Consider the following 12,502-nt stretch of genomic DNA (forward strand, 5'->3'; position numbering starts at 1 on the left):
TTATAACGCCGTTTTCCAAAGGGATCATACCCCTTAATTCTACCTGCGCGGGATTCTACCATGCTGCTTCTGATCGATAACTACGACAGCTTCACTTACAACCTCGTGCATTATCTGGGCGAGCTCGGTGCCGATGTTGTCGTGAAACGCAATGATGCGCTCAACGTGCAAGAAGCGATGGCAATGCGGCCGGAAGCGATACTGCTATCACCGGGCCCATGTGATCCGTCGCAAGCAGGGATCTGCCTGTCATTGGTGCATGCCGCAGCCGAAACCAGACTGCCATTGATGGGGGTCTGCCTTGGTCATCAAGCCATCGGCGAAGCCTTCGGCGGCAAAGTTGTGCGGTGCCACGAAATTGTCCATGGCAAGATGGGTGTAATGCACCACAAGGCGAAAGGCCTTTTTGCCGACCTGCCGACCCCTTTCGACGCGACCCGGTATCATTCGCTTGTGGTCGAACGGGAAAGCCTGCCTGACTGTCTTGAGATCACCGCCGCACTGGAGGATGGCACCATCATGGGTCTGCAACACCGCGAACTTCCGATCCATGGCGTGCAATTCCATCCAGAGAGCATCCGGTCCGAGCACGGTCATCAACTTCTCAAGAACTTCCTTGATATGACAAAGGTGCCAGCATGAGCGACGCAATGAAGCCACTGATCTACGCGGCCTCCGAGGGGCCTTTGTCCCGCTCACAGGCGGAAGAAGCGTTCAACTACCTCTTTGAAGGGGCCGCCACCCCTGCGCAGATCGGTGGTTTCCTGATGGCGCTGCGCGCGCGCGGCGAATCTGTTTCTGAATACGCCGCGGCGGCGGCGGTCATGCGTGCCCATTGTGTCCCTGTCAAAGCGCCTGAAGGTGCTATGGATATCGTTGGCACAGGCGGTGACGGCAAACACACACTGAACATTTCGACAGCCACCGCCTTTGTCGTGGCTGGCGCAGGCGTGCCAGTTGCAAAACACGGCAACCGCAACCTGTCATCAAAATCAGGAACGGCGGATGTTCAGGGCGCGCTTGGTATTGATGTCATGGTCGGACCAGAGGTCGTCGAAAAGGCCATCGCAGAAGCTGGTATCGGCTTTATGATGGCCCCGATGCACCATCCGGCAATGAAACACGTCGGACCCATCCGCGTTGAGCTTGGTTCAAAAACGATCTTCAACATTCTGGGGCCATTGACAAATCCCGCTGGCGTAAAGCGGCAGCTAACAGGAGCCTTCGCGCCTGATCTTATTTTTCCGATGGCAGAGACACTGCAACAGCTCGGCTCCGAAAAAGCGTGGCTTGTTCATGGCAGCGACGGAACGGACGAGATCACAATCTGCGGAACCACGAGCGTCGCGGCACTCGAGGATGGCAAGATCACATCAAAGACCATCCACCCCGAAGATGCCGGCCTGCCAGAGCACCCCTTCAAGGACATTATCGGCGGCACACCACAGGAAAACGCGGCAGCCATGATGGCGTTGCTCGAAGGCGAAGAAGGCGCGTATCGTGACGCGGTCCTGCTGAACGCTGCTGCCGCACTTGTCGTCGCTGACAAGGCCACCGATCTCAGCGAGGGTGTTGGCCTTGCTGCAGAAAGCATTGACAGCGGCAAAGCCAAGGCCGCCGTTGAGACGCTGGCTCGTATCACGCAAGCCGGGTGATGCTTGATCTGACCGGTTTGGGCGCATGGCGCGCGCTACCGTTTTTCGCCGACGAACTACCGACACTCGAAAAACGGCTCGGTGCCGACATTCTGCCGCCAGAGGAAAAGGTTTTCGCGGCACTTGAGCAAACGTCACCGGATGCCACGCGCGTCGTCATACTGGGTCAGGACCCCTACCACACGCCCGGCAAGGCCGATGGCCTCGCCTTTTCGATCCCTGACGCTTTTGGCGGGAAGCTCGATAGTTTGGGGAATATCTTCAAGGAAATTCAGTCAGATACAGGGTCTAAGAGGACAAAGACCTCTCTGAATGACTGGGCAGCGCAGGGCGTCTTGCTTCTCAACACCGCGCTGACAGTCCCACCGGGCAAACCCAAGGCCCATGCAAAGCTTGGGTGGGACAAGCTGGTGAGCCAGGTTCTGGACAGACTGGACTCACATCCGCGTGCCTTTATCTTCTGGGGTGCGCCCGCGCAGCGATATGCGCGGAGTTTGCGTGATCATCACCTCGTCATCACCTCACCCCATCCATCCCCCCTCTCGGCCTATCGCGGCTTTTTCGGCTCCCGCCCCTTTTCCCGCGTGAACCGCTGGCTTATTGAACAAGGCCAAGAGCCAATCAACTGGGCGGACCCATGAGCGATATTCTCGAAAAGATCAAAACCTACAAACTCGAAGAGGTTGCGGCCCGCAAGGCAGCCGTCCCTTTGTCCGAGGTTGAGGCGCGCGCGAATGACGCCCCGCCCGTTCGCGGTTTTGCCGAAAATCTGCAGCGGGCCGCCCGTGAAGGCTATGGCCTGATAGCAGAGATCAAGAAAGCCAGCCCTTCAAAGGGCCTCATCCGTTCTGATTTCGATCCGCCAGCCCTCGCGAAAGCTTACGAGGACGGTGGCGCAACCTGCCTGTCGGTTCTGACGGATGGCCCCTCTTTTCAGGGCGACGACAGCTATCTGACAGCGGCAAGATCGGCAGTCAGCCTTCCGGCGCTCAGAAAAGACTTCATGTATGACATTTATCAGGTGGCCGAGGCGCGCGCCCTTCATGCCGATTGCATCCTGATCATCTTGGCATCGGTCAGTGATGCGCAAGCACAAGAGCTCGAAGAAGCCGCCTTTGCCTGGGGCATGGATGTTTTGCTGGAGGTGCACAACGCCGAAGAGCTGGAACGCGCCAGCCACCTCAAGTCGCCCCTCATGGGGATCAATAACCGGAATCTCAAGACGTTTGAGACGACGCTCGACACGACACGGACGCTATCCAAGCAGGTCCCCGTTGATCGCACCATCGTTTGCGAAAGCGGTCTCAACACTCCCGAAGAACTGGCCGATATGGCGCGCTATGGCGCGCGTTGCTTCCTGATCGGAGAGAGCCTGATGCGGCAAGAAGACGTGGCCGGTGCGACGCGCGAGCTACTGGCTAATCCCGCGCGCGGAGTGCGGTAATGGCAGAGCTTTCCCACTTTGATTCCGAGGGCAAGGCCCACATGGTCGATGTCTCTGACAAACCGGTGACATCTCGTATCGCCGTTGCCGAGGGCGCGGTTATGATGTCGGCGGAGACACTGGCCCTCGTGATGGAAGGCCGCGCCGACAAGGGCGATGTTCTGGGGATCGCACGTATTGCCGGCATTATGGGGGCGAAGAAAACCGCTGAGTTGATCCCCCTTTGCCACCCCCTGCCGATTACCAAGGTAGCACTTGAACTTGTGCCAGACGAGGGTTTGCCAGGTGTCAGGATCACAGCGACGGTGAAGACAGGCGGTCAGACCGGTGTCGAGATGGAAGCGCTGACCGCTGTGAGCACCGCGGCGCTGACGGTTTACGACATGTTGAAGGCCGCGCAAAAAGACATGGAGATTTCGGGGGTCCGCCTGACCTTCAAGGATGGCGGTAAATCAGGACGCTTTGAGAACCCATGATCACCGTCGCTGACGCACTGGCAGAGCTTTTTTCACTGGTCACGCCTTGCGACAGCGAAATTGTACCGCTGAGACTGGCAGCCGGACGTGTCCTTGCCCAACCCGTATCCGCAAAACGGACGCAGCCGCCATTCGATGCGTCAGCGATGGATGGCTATGCCCTTGCCCGCACCGATGTCCGTGCTGGTGTGACACTGTCCGTCATTGGCGAGGCCGCGGCGGGACACGGGTTTCGGGGGGACGTTGCTACAGGCGAGTGCGTCAGGATATTCACAGGCGCACCTCTTCCCAAGGGCACTGATCACGTCATCGTTCAGGAAAATGTGACACGTGACGGCGACAAGATCACGCTCGACAACAGTCCCAACGACAGCAGCCACGTCAGGGCGGCCGGCGGCGACTTCAAAGAAGGTGCGACCTTGTCTGCGCCACGCCAACTGCGCCCGTCTGATATTGCCCTTTTGGCCGCGATGAACATCGCTGAGGTGCCGGTTGTCCGCAAACCGGTGGTCGCGATCATCGCAACAGGCGACGAACTGGTCCAACCCGGAGAGAACCCCGGCCCGGACCAGATCATTGCGTCCAACAGTTACGGTCTTGCCGCAATGGTCGACGCGCATGGCGCAACAGCGCGTTTATTGCCAATTGCACGCGACAACGCGGCGTCGCTCGAACTGACCTTTGATCTTGCAGCATCGGCAGACTTGATCGTCACGATCGGGGGTGCCTCGGTCGGTGACCACGACATCGTTGCTCAAGTCGCCGAGGCCAAGGGCCTTCAGCGGGCGTTCTACAAAGTGGCCATGCGCCCGGGCAAACCGTTGATGGGCGGCAGGATCGGCACCTCTGCGATGCTGGGGCTGCCAGGCAATCCGGTGTCGGCGATGGTCTGCGGCCATGTTTTCCTTCTCCCGATGCTGCGCAAAATGCTTGGCCTTGGTGAGGCACCGGCCCTTCAGGAGACGGCAATACTGTCCCATGACCTTGCTGAAAACGGTCCCCGAGAGCATTATATGCGCGGGCGCGTGACAGACGATGGCTTGCAAGTGTTTTCGCGTCAGGACAGTGCGCTGCTTTCGGTGTTGTCCGAGGCGAACTGCCTCGCCATCCGCCCGCCGCATGATCACGCCAGACGGGCTGGCGACACACTTGAGATCATCAAGCTCTGAGACTCTTCCACAGTTTTGCTTCTCACTCCGTCACCTTGCAACTCGCCGTCTGCACGTCTGAGTTGACACAAAACAAGAACATGCATAGAACATAAGCAAAACTGACATGAGGGCAGGCCATGCTGACCAAGAAACAACTCGACCTGTTGGAGTTCATCCACAAGCGTGTGCAACGCGACGGGGTGCCGCCAAGTTTTGACGAGATGAAGGAAGCCCTCGATCTGCGATCCAAGTCAGGGATCCACCGTCTGATCACCGCTTTGGAAGAGCGCGGTTTTATTCGTCGCCTTGCGCATCGTGCGCGGGCGCTTGAAATCGTCAAACTTCCAGAGGCGATGCAATCAAGCAAAGGTTTCACCCCGCGTGTGATCGAAGGGGACAAACCGCAAAGCATCCCGCCCAAGGCGATGCCGGTCGACAACGGCGCAACCGAGCTTCCGCTGATGGGCCGCATCGCGGCTGGTGTCCCGATTGAAGCGATCAGCGAAGCGACGACGAACGTTTCTGTGCCGCAGTCGATGCTTGGTGGAGGCGATCACTATGCGCTTGAGGTCAGAGGCGACTCCATGATCGACGCCGGGATCAATGACGGCGATGTGGTCGTCATCCGCGAAACGACGGTCGCCGACAATGGTGATATCGTTGTTGCACTGGTCGAGGGTCATGAGGCGACGTTGAAGCGCTTCCGTCGCAATGGCAGCGCCATCGCACTTGAGGCGGCCAACCCCGCCTATGAAACCCGTGTCTTCCGTGATGATCAGGTCAAGGTACAGGGCCGGCTGGTGGGGCTCATCCGCACTTACTGAGGGGAAAGCGTGAAGCCTTCAAGTGGCTGACCATATGCCTCATTCCACAGCCGCCGCCCGGAGATTTGCCGTGCGGTTGTGATGCGTAGCTGACCGTCGGTGGTAAGCGAGAGCGCGAGCGCGCCGGACTGCCTCAGTTTGCGCTGGTCGAAATAAGGGCAGTTACGCTCATCAATTTCGGGCTGGTTGCTGATCAAGAGATCGGCACCATCACAGCCCTCCAAGCCGCGCAAGGCCGTTTTCCCCCTCACCTGCAAAATCTCAAATGGACCGATTTCTGCGACAAGTCGCTGTCCCTCTGTAAGAAATCCTGCCCGCAGTGCGGCTGCCTCTTGTGTAACCGGCGCCCCATCGTTTTCGAGCCAGATCTGCGCGACAAATCCATCCCCGCGGGGACGTGACAAAGCTCGCCCCTGCGGGGTCAGTTGCCCGACAATCCCGCCGGTATCCGCAATCAGAATATCGGGCCGTTCAGTTTGCGCCCAATGAAGACACGCCAGTGCAACCAAGGCCACCGCAACCAATCGCAAGCGTCCTGATAACGCGACGAGACCAACCAGCCCCGCACCCAGCAACGGCAAGACCAACCGATCCGGGGCCTTGATATGGCTGACTGCACCCTCCCAACCCGAAACCGTTTGCGCAACATTCAGGATCCATCCCAGCCCCTGCCCCATGACCCAAAGCGCCGGAGCCCACAGATCGAAAGGCGCAAGCAAAAGCGCAAGCACCCCAGCGGGCATGATGACCGCCCCCATCAAGGGCACGCTGAGCACATTTGCGATCAGGCCGAAGTGCGGAATCATGTTGAAATGGACGGCTGCAAAAGGTGCCGTCGCCAAGCCCGCGATGAAAGACGACAGGACAACGGTCAAGCCACCTCGCAACCATCGCGGCCACGCTGACAGGTCATAGCGCCTGAGCCAGCCAAAGACCGCCACGAGCGCCGTCGTTGCAGCAAACGACATCTGAAACCCCGGTCCAAGCAGCGCATGGGGCTGCCAGAGCAAGACAATCACAGCAGCAATCGCGACGGCCCTGAGCGTCAACGCGCGCCTGTCGAGTAAGACCGCAACCAGCATGACAGCCGCCATCACAAAGGCGCGCTCTGTGGCGACGTTCCCCCCCGACAGCGCCAGATAGAAAGCGCCTGCCAACAGCGCGCAAAGGGCGGCAAGCTTCTTCACAGGAAGACGCAGTGCCAGATACGGAACAAGCGCCAAACCGTAGCGCACCAAGGCAAACACAAACCCCGTGAGAAGCCCCATATGCAGACCCGAAATCGCAAGAAGGTGTGCAAGGTTTGCTGCCCTCAGATCCGCGAATGTTTCTTGCGCGATTCCTGATCGGTCACCTGTCATGATTGCGGCTGCAAAGCCACCGGTTGACCCTGGCAAATCGCGCTGCAACGCATGTGACAGCGCCATGCGCCAATGAAATATCCGCATCGGAACGGTCAGCCGATCAGCGACAGCCGCGCGCAGCACCGGCGTCCTCGTGTAGCCCACAGCGCCGATCTGCAGAAACCATGCGTGTCTTTGAAAATCGAAACCGCCGGGCTCTGCCGGCCCCGACGGTGGTGATAGATGACCGGTCAAGATCAGCTGATCACCCGGGGCAAAAGCGCTCAACGGTTGATCGCCGTGCAGCGATACCCTCACCCTTGCCGGAGTCCGTTCAGGCGCAAGGCGGGACAGCCTCACACGATCCAGCGTCAGCCTTAGGGCATCACTGCCCGAGCGGTCTATCCCGACCACTCGTCCCTCAATCGGTCCGTAGTAACGAAATGTCAGTTGCGGAGCGGCAAGATGAACCGCCTGCCACTTTGCGACAGCAAACCCTGCAATGACTAAGGCTACAGCGACAATGATTGGCCGCAGCCAAAGGGGCAGCGCACCAAGGCTCAATACCGCGGCGGTCGCTAAGGCCGACCCCGCCACCACGACCAGAGTTTGCGTTTCTCGATACTGCCAGAAATACAAACCAATGCCGATCGCAAGGCAAATGGGCACCCACGCAAAAAACATGTCACGCTGACTGTCGAGCGTATTTTGCAGCAGCGCCCGCACTTGTTCTTCACCTTGCCATTGCGTATCCCCAACCGAAGCCAAAACCGTAAGAGAAGCTGGTTAGCGAAAGGTTAATTGCCATGTCCGTCGTCACTCGTTTTGCCCCCTCGCCAACCGGAGCCCTGCACATCGGTGGCGCGCGCACGGCGCTATTCAACTGGCTGTTCGCGCGCGGAAACGGGGGAAAATTCTTACTGCGGATCGAAGACACCGACAAAGCGCGATCAACCGATGAGAACCGCCAGGCGATCCTTGATGGTCTGACGTGGCTCGGTCTTGACTGGGATGGTGAGCCATCCAGCCAAGCGGCCAATGCAGCGCGCCATGCCGACATTGCCCATGAGTTGTTGGACGCAGGCAAGGCTTATAAATGCTTCAGCACGCCTGAAGAAATCGAAGCCTTCCGCGAAAAGGCTCGTGCCGAGAAAACGTCGACGCTCTTCCGCTCGCCATGGCGCGATGTGCCAGAGAGCGAACATCCTGACGCGCCTTATGTGATCCGCATCAAAGCACCACGCGAGGGATCGACAACCTTGCATGACGCCGTGCAAGGCGATGTGACCTGGGCCAACGATCAGCTTGATGACATGATCCTGCTGCGCTCTGACGGCACACCGGTCTATATGCTTGCTGTGGTCGTGGACGACCATGACATGGGCGTCACTCACGTCATTCGCGGGGATGACCACCTCGCCAACGCGTTTCGTCAAAATCTGATCTACGAGGCGATGGGCTGGGACAAGCCGACCCTTGCCCATATCCCGCTCATTTTCGGCCCAGACGGCAAGAAACTTTCCAAACGCCACGGCGCGACCGGGGCTGCCGAATATCAGGCGATGGGCTATCCGGCGGCAGGCATGCGCAATTATCTCGCCCGTCTGGGCTGGAGCCACGGCGACGATGAATTCTTCTCTGACGCCGAGGCAAAGGAGTGGTTCAACTTGGAGGGAATCGGTAAATCACCTGCCCGTTTCGACTTCAAAAAGCTCGAAAATCTCTGCGGACAGCACATCGCGGTCGCTAACGATGCTGCACTGCTGCAAGAACTACAGTCTTTTCGCAAATCGGTAGCGCTACCAGCGCTCACCGAGACACAAGCCGAAGGGATGCTACGTGCGATGTATTGCCTCAAGGAAAGAGCCAAGACTTTCCCGGAACTCACTGAAAAGGCGCACTTTGTTCTAACTGAACGACCTATTGTGCCTGATGAGAAAGCGGCAAAGCAACTCGACGATGTATCCCGTGGTATACTGAAAGAATTGACGCCGCAGCTGCAAAATGCTAGCTGGTCCCGAGACGCTCTTGAGGGGGCCGTCGCATCCACTGCCGAAGCTCATGACATGAAACTTGGCAAGCTCGCAGGACCGCTTCGTGCGGCCCTCGCCGGACGCGCGGTCAGTCCAAGCGTGTTCGATATGATGTTGGTCCTCGGGCGGGATGAAACCATCGCCCGGCTCAAGGACGCCAGCGCCTGAGACCTGTCTAAACGACGTTCTGTCAGATCGCTGGGTAACGAAGATGCCCCTGCGCCATTTGTCATGCGCAGGTCCGAGAGGGGAAGAATATGGCTGAAAATACTGATACCGCAAAGCTCACGCTCAAAGGCAAGACCTACGATTTGCCTGTGCACTCCCCGACTGGTGGCCCAGACGTCATCGACATCCGCAAGCTTTATGGCCAGGCGGATGTTTTTACATATGACCCTGGCTTTACCTCGACGGCGGCTTGCGACAGCACGATCACCTTTATCGATGGTGACGCAGGTGTTCTTCTGCACCGTGGGTATCCGATTGATCAGCTTGCTTCGAAATCGCATTACCTCGAAGTGTGCTATTTGCTGCTTTACGGTGAACTGCCGTCTGCAGAGAAACTCGAGAAGTTTGAATCTCTCGTGACCAATCACACGATGATTCACGAACAGATGCACAACTTCTTCCGTGGGTTCCGCCGCGATGCACATCCGATGGCGACCATGGTGGGTGTTGTTGGTGCCATGTCTGCTTTCTACCATGACAGCACCGACATCAATGATCCGCACCAGCGTGAAGTCGCAACCATCCGTCTGATTGCCAAAATGCCGACCGTTGCTGCGATGGCTTACAAGTATTCGATCGGCCAGCCGTTCGTCTATCCGCGCAACGACCTCGACTATGCGGCAAACTTCTTGCACATGTGCTTCGCTGTTCCTGCTGAGGAATACCATGTGAACCCGATCCTGAGCCGTGCCATGGACCGGATTTTCACATTGCATGCCGATCACGAACAGAACGCATCCACATCGACAGTGCGCCTTGCCTCGTCCTCTGGTGCCAACCCGTTTGCGTGTATCGCTGCCGGTATCGCCTGTCTTTGGGGCCCCGCACACGGTGGCGCGAACCAGGCATGTCTTGAGATGCTCAAGGAAATCGGCACACCTGACCGCATCCCAGAATTCATCGCCCGCGCGAAAGATAAGGACGATCCGTTCCGCCTGATGGGCTTTGGCCACCGCGTTTACAAGAATTTCGATCCGCGTGCGACAGTGATGAAGCAGTCGGCAGACGAAGTGCTGGACCTTCTGGGCGTCGAGAACAATCCGATCCTGCAGGTCGCCAAGGAGCTTGAAAAGCAGGCGCTCGCTGATCCTTACTTCGCAGAGAAGAAACTCTTCCCGAACGTCGATTTCTATTCCGGCATCATTCTCGAAGCGATGGGTTTCCCGACCTCGATGTTCACGCCTATCTTTGCGCTGGCACGGACGGTGGGCTGGATTTCCCAGTGGAAAGAACAGCTGGACGATCCACAGCTCAAGATTGGGCGGCCACGCCAGCTATATCTGGGCGAGATGGAACGCGACTACGTCGACATCGAAAAGCGTTAACTGCTTTAAGGCCGCCTCCGGGCGGCCTTATTGTTTGGTGATGCTCAGAACACCTCGCCTGATTCTCCGCGCGGCACGCCAAAGCGATGTCCATGACCTCTTCGCCATCTATGGTGATCCGAAGGCAATGCGCTTTTGGTCCACAGCCCCTCACGCTGATCTGGGCGTCACCCAAGAGGCAGTGAGCCGTCAAATGGCAGCCGCGCAAGAGCGGCTGACCTACTTTGTGATCGAGATGGATGGCCGCGCAATCGGCAATGCAGGCATGTATCGCGGTGACGAAGTGGGCTTCATCCTGCACCCTGATTTCTGGCGGCAAGGGATTGTAAAAGAGGCAATGACAGCAATCATTCCCTACCTCTTCGAGGTGACAGATGTTGCGGCCTTGACGGCGGACATTGACCCTCGCAATGAAGGTTCAGCCGGTATCCTGAGATCACTCGGTTTTCACGAGACGGGGCGCGCCAAAAATACCTATTGCATCAACGGCGAATGGTCTGACAGTCTCTACTTTGCCTTGCCACGCCCTGCCAGCACGGGCTAAGAGGGCCTTGGTCATCAGTTCACCAAGGCGTCGCCAACCCTGTCTCAGGGTCCGCTAAACCTGATATTGGCAAGATACATCGCTGACCTTTTCATAAGGCCGGACGACAAGGGCGACCATCACCCTGAAACTATCAGGGCCCGGCTTTCAAATATGAAAGGCCAGAGATATGGCACGCGAAGCAATCGCAATTACGATCGACGACCTGTCGCAATTCACCAAAACCCTACGCAATGCCTTAAAGCAACAGGACAACCTGCCCGGCCACGCGACCATGCTCGGGTTGGTGGCCAAAGCGGCTGGTTACGAGAACTTCCAACATCTCAAAGCGGCTGCGCCGCAAACCAAACCGTCCTTTGAGCCTGAGCAGAAAAAGCGCATGGAACGGGCGTTGCGGATTTGGGATAATGGCATCATGACCCGTTGGCCGAAGCAGACATCGATGCAGGGTTTGTGCTTGTGGGTGTTCTGGGCGGACCTTCCAGCCAATCAGGATATGACCGAAAAAGAGGTCAACGCCATCCTGAAGGCACGTCATAGCTTCAAGGATCACGCGATCCTGCGCAGATCAATGGTCGAGCATCGCCTGGTCAAGCGCACAACCGATGGGAGCGTCTACCGCCGGATCGAGCAGACACCCCCACCGGAGGCCTTGCATCTGATCGCGTCTCAACGCCCCTCGTAAACGGCTTTCCGCTTCTCCAGGAAGGCAACGACGCCTTCCTGGAAATCACGGGTCTTGCCACAGACACCTTGCAGCTTCGCTTCAAGCGCCAACTGGTCGTCCAGTGAATTCTCGAACGATCCACGGATTGCAGACTTCAGTTCGCGGTAGGCAACTGTGGGGCCTTGGGCCAGATGGGCAGCACGCGCCTGAATGTGGTCCTCGAAAGCGTCATCCGGTGCAGTTTCATAGATCATACCCCAACGCTCGGCATCGGTCGCCATGATCTTGTCTGCAAACAGGGCTGCACCCATGGCCTTTGCGGCACCGACCTGACGTGGCAACCAATAGGTGCCACCGGCGTCAGGGATCAGCCCGATGCGGGTAAACGCCTGCACGAAATACGCGCTTTCTGCCGCGATCACCACATCAGCTGCAAGCGCAAGGTTCGCCCCTGCCCCGGCTGCCGGTCCGTTCACGGCGGAGATCGTCGGGATCGCGCAATCAAATATGGCCTTGAGCATCGGGACATACTCGTCACGCAATGTGCGCTCCAGATCGAGGCTCGCGGCGTTTCCGCCATCGCCCAGATCCTGACCGGAGCAGAATGCTTTCCCCGCGCCAGTCATGACAAGCACGCGTGCATCCTTCTCGGCCGCTTTCACCGCGTGTGTAATCTCTGCACGCATCTGCGTGTTGAGAGCATTCATCATGTCAGGGCGATTCAGCGTGATCACAGCGACATTGTTGCGGATCACAAGAGTGATGGCCTGATAGTCCATAGTGGCGTTCCTTACGTCGTGGTCAGCCATACA

General features: G+C 58.1%; 13 protein-coding genes. 11 read left to right on the plus strand and 2 right to left on the minus strand.

From position 1 onward, the window contains the following. Positions 1-60: 60 nt before the first annotated feature. The 7 genes from BM316_RS07130 to lexA all read left to right on the plus strand — a co-directional run bounded on the left by BM316_RS07130 (position 61) and on the right by lexA (position 5,550). Complete coding sequence (locus BM316_RS07130; RefSeq protein WP_090205770.1) at positions 61-642, plus strand: anthranilate synthase component II; 582 nt, start codon at positions 61-63, stop codon at positions 640-642. After that, the gene (gene trpD / locus BM316_RS07135; protein ID WP_090205773.1) at positions 639-1,655 is read left to right on the plus strand and encodes an anthranilate phosphoribosyltransferase; all 1,017 of its coding nucleotides are present in this window, start codon (positions 639-641) and stop codon (positions 1,653-1,655) included. The genes BM316_RS07130 and trpD overlap by 4 nt, the downstream gene beginning before the upstream one ends. Then, positions 1,655-2,296 carry a uracil-DNA glycosylase gene (locus tag BM316_RS07140; protein WP_090205775.1) on the plus strand — a complete coding sequence of 214 codons (642 nt, stop codon included), beginning with the start codon at positions 1,655-1,657 and terminating at the stop codon, positions 2,294-2,296. The genes trpD and BM316_RS07140 overlap by 1 nt, the downstream gene beginning before the upstream one ends. Then, positions 2,293-3,099: an indole-3-glycerol phosphate synthase TrpC gene (gene trpC / locus BM316_RS07145; protein ID WP_090205778.1), complete on the plus strand. Its 807-nt coding sequence runs from the start codon at positions 2,293-2,295 to the stop codon at positions 3,097-3,099. The genes BM316_RS07140 and trpC overlap by 4 nt, the downstream gene beginning before the upstream one ends. After that, positions 3,099-3,575, plus strand: a complete 477-nt coding sequence (moaC, locus tag BM316_RS07150) for a cyclic pyranopterin monophosphate synthase MoaC (RefSeq protein ID WP_090205781.1) — start codon at positions 3,099-3,101, stop codon at positions 3,573-3,575. The genes trpC and moaC overlap by 1 nt, the downstream gene beginning before the upstream one ends. Next, entirely contained in the window at positions 3,572-4,744 is a 1,173-nt protein-coding gene (locus BM316_RS07155; RefSeq protein WP_090205783.1) for a molybdopterin molybdotransferase MoeA, read from the plus strand. Before moaC ends, BM316_RS07155 begins: the two co-directional genes overlap by 4 nt. 119 nt (positions 4,745-4,863) lie before the next feature. Continuing rightward, positions 4,864-5,550 (plus strand): transcriptional repressor LexA, encoded by a 687-nt coding sequence (gene lexA / locus BM316_RS07160; RefSeq protein ID WP_090205786.1) that lies wholly within the window; start codon positions 4,864-4,866, stop codon positions 5,548-5,550. Here the strand turns inward: lexA and BM316_RS07165 are convergent. Continuing rightward, entirely contained in the window at positions 5,544-7,619 is a 2,076-nt protein-coding gene (locus BM316_RS07165; RefSeq protein WP_311135659.1) for a ComEC/Rec2 family competence protein, read from the minus strand. The genes lexA and BM316_RS07165 overlap by 7 nt on opposite strands. A gap of 80 nt (positions 7,620-7,699) precedes the next feature. On the opposite strand from BM316_RS07165, the gene gltX reads away from it, so the two are divergent. The 4 genes from gltX to BM316_RS07185 all read left to right on the plus strand — a co-directional run bounded on the left by gltX (position 7,700) and on the right by BM316_RS07185 (position 11,708). Next, positions 7,700-9,094: a glutamate--tRNA ligase gene (gene gltX / locus BM316_RS07170; protein WP_090205789.1), complete on the plus strand. Its 1,395-nt coding sequence runs from the start codon at positions 7,700-7,702 to the stop codon at positions 9,092-9,094. Between the two features lie 89 nt (positions 9,095-9,183). Beyond that, positions 9,184-10,479 (plus strand): citrate synthase, encoded by a 1,296-nt coding sequence (locus BM316_RS07175; RefSeq protein ID WP_090205792.1) that lies wholly within the window; start codon positions 9,184-9,186, stop codon positions 10,477-10,479. 40 nt (positions 10,480-10,519) lie between these two features. Next, positions 10,520-11,023: a GNAT family N-acetyltransferase gene (locus BM316_RS07180; RefSeq protein ID WP_165606550.1), complete on the plus strand. Its 504-nt coding sequence runs from the start codon at positions 10,520-10,522 to the stop codon at positions 11,021-11,023. A 169-nt stretch (positions 11,024-11,192) separates the two neighbouring features. After that, positions 11,193-11,708 (plus strand): DUF2087 domain-containing protein, encoded by a 516-nt coding sequence (locus BM316_RS07185; RefSeq protein ID WP_090205795.1) that lies wholly within the window; start codon positions 11,193-11,195, stop codon positions 11,706-11,708. Here the strand turns inward: BM316_RS07185 and BM316_RS07190 are convergent. After that, on the minus strand, positions 11,693-12,469 hold the full coding sequence (locus tag BM316_RS07190) for an enoyl-CoA hydratase-related protein (protein WP_090205797.1): 777 nt from the start codon (positions 12,467-12,469) through the stop codon (positions 11,693-11,695). The two genes, BM316_RS07185 and BM316_RS07190, sit on opposite strands and share 16 nt — an antisense overlap. Positions 12,470-12,502: the final 33 nt, after the last annotated feature.

The organism is Yoonia litorea (genome assembly GCF_900114675.1).
Lineage (GTDB): Bacteria > Pseudomonadota > Alphaproteobacteria > Rhodobacterales > Rhodobacteraceae > Yoonia > Yoonia litorea.

Excerpts from the sequence above, each read along its gene's own strand:
- BM316_RS07130 (WP_090205770.1), top strand. The coding sequence starts at position 61 with ATGCTGCTTCTGATCGATAACTACGACAGCTTCACTTACAACCTCGTG.
- trpD (WP_090205773.1), top strand. The coding sequence starts at position 639 with ATGAGCGACGCAATGAAGCCACTGATCTACGCGGCCTCCGAGGGGCCT.
- BM316_RS07140 (WP_090205775.1), top strand. The coding sequence starts at position 1,655 with ATGCTTGATCTGACCGGTTTGGGCGCATGGCGCGCGCTACCGTTTTTC.
- trpC (WP_090205778.1), top strand. The coding sequence starts at position 2,293 with ATGAGCGATATTCTCGAAAAGATCAAAACCTACAAACTCGAAGAGGTT.
- moaC (WP_090205781.1), top strand. The coding sequence starts at position 3,099 with ATGGCAGAGCTTTCCCACTTTGATTCCGAGGGCAAGGCCCACATGGTC.
- BM316_RS07155 (WP_090205783.1), top strand. The coding sequence starts at position 3,572 with ATGATCACCGTCGCTGACGCACTGGCAGAGCTTTTTTCACTGGTCACG.
- lexA (WP_090205786.1), top strand. The coding sequence starts at position 4,864 with ATGCTGACCAAGAAACAACTCGACCTGTTGGAGTTCATCCACAAGCGT.
- gltX (WP_090205789.1), top strand. The coding sequence starts at position 7,700 with ATGTCCGTCGTCACTCGTTTTGCCCCCTCGCCAACCGGAGCCCTGCAC.
- BM316_RS07175 (WP_090205792.1), top strand. The coding sequence starts at position 9,184 with ATGGCTGAAAATACTGATACCGCAAAGCTCACGCTCAAAGGCAAGACC.
- BM316_RS07180 (WP_165606550.1), top strand. The coding sequence starts at position 10,520 with ATGCTCAGAACACCTCGCCTGATTCTCCGCGCGGCACGCCAAAGCGAT.
- BM316_RS07185 (WP_090205795.1), top strand. The coding sequence starts at position 11,193 with ATGGCACGCGAAGCAATCGCAATTACGATCGACGACCTGTCGCAATTC.
- BM316_RS07190 (WP_090205797.1), bottom strand. The coding sequence starts at position 12,469 with ATGGACTATCAGGCCATCACTCTTGTGATCCGCAACAATGTCGCTGTG.